Here is a 1300-nt window from a genome sequence, read left to right on the forward strand (position 1 = left end):
CAATGGCCAATTATTGTAATCGTAGTAGTGCGGCGCTAGCGCGAGGGCATGTCGCCAACGGGACATCGGGATAACTCCAGATCATAACTGAGTCGACATTGGGTTAAATTCCCCTGAATTTTGCCGCGATGAAGTAGCCTGAATAAGGCAACTTCACTCATTGCGCGCGATTCACGGTCCAAAGGGTGTAACCAGTGACGTAAGGGGAAGGTCTGGCCTAGGGGCCACTCAAGCAGAATATTTAATTCGTGGTTGTCGGTGTTTACATGACGCGCACGATATAGCACGCGAACGATACGCCACCAATTTAATGCTTCCGTTTCACGTTCACGGGCTGATTCGTTGGCAATAAGTTCAAAGATTAGATTATGTAACTGGCAGAATGCTTTGAGTGCGGCAAGCTTTTCGTCATCCCATTCACCCCGCGGTTTAAGTTCGATAATGTAGCGACCATCACGTTTTAATACATAGGCATCGGGCCGATAGGGCACGCCTCGGTACCGAAGTTTTAGCGGTTGAGGAATGTAACTAACCACGCGAGGGTCGCCTTCTTGCAGGGCAGCATATAGGTACTCGTCATAGGAGTGAAATTCAGCGGCACCGGGATATTTGATCATTGCTTGGAGGCGACATTCGACCGCCGTGCGAAATGCGCGACCGTTGGTATGTTGTTGTGGCACTAAACTCTCAGCGGTGACAAGTCGCGCTAATCTTAGCTGCTCTCGCGTCATGTACACATCCTCAGTAGACCGAAGAGACTGTTATTTTACGTGGTAAACAACACATAAAAATAGCCTGTATTTCTGCACCAATAACCCATACATTGGTACATAGTTACTATACCTTTGTTTCTAATGGTTATTTGTTCTAGTAAGAGTGCTGTTTGGCTAAAAATAGTGGCTATAATTACCTTTAACTTGCTCCAAAATTAGGAGGCAAAAATGGAACACTTATTTGAAAAACCAAAGCAGTTATTTGAATACCGTGTTTTTGCGCAAAACCGTGAAACTTCAGGTTACCTATGCTCTTACACTTGGAATGAGTTAATCGACCATAGAGCATCGCTCTTCAACATTGATAGTAAGTACCCAAGATATTTGGTAAAGCCAGAGATATTGACGCTACTTAATAATGAAAAATATTTACCCAGAAGGTTGTTGTTAGATTTAATGTGGAGTACTGGAGCAACTGTTTCTGAAGTTCTAGGTTTAAAGCGTGAAAGCTTTAAACGGTCAGGAAGTGTTATTTTGAAGCGGCTTCATAGTAGGGCTGGGAGGCCCACAAAAGCTCAGCAAGAAAT

1 protein-coding gene and 1 pseudogene are annotated in these 1300 nt (G+C 44.4%); one reads left to right on the plus strand and one right to left on the minus strand.

Features of this window, described 5'->3' with window-relative positions; translation table 11 throughout:
• Positions 1 to 35: 35 nt before the first annotated feature.
• On the minus strand, positions 36 to 731 hold the full coding sequence (locus A3766_RS02220; protein ID WP_068513285.1) for a TnsA endonuclease N-terminal domain-containing protein: 696 nt from the start codon (positions 729 to 731) through the stop codon (positions 36 to 38).
• Positions 732 to 941: 210 nt separating this feature from the next.
• Between A3766_RS02220 and A3766_RS02225 the strand changes: the two are divergent.
• Positions 942 to 1300 (plus strand): annotated as a pseudogene (locus A3766_RS02225) (hypothetical protein); the annotation flags it as partial.

The sequence above is a fragment of the Oleiphilus sp. HI0132 genome, assembly GCF_001635845.1.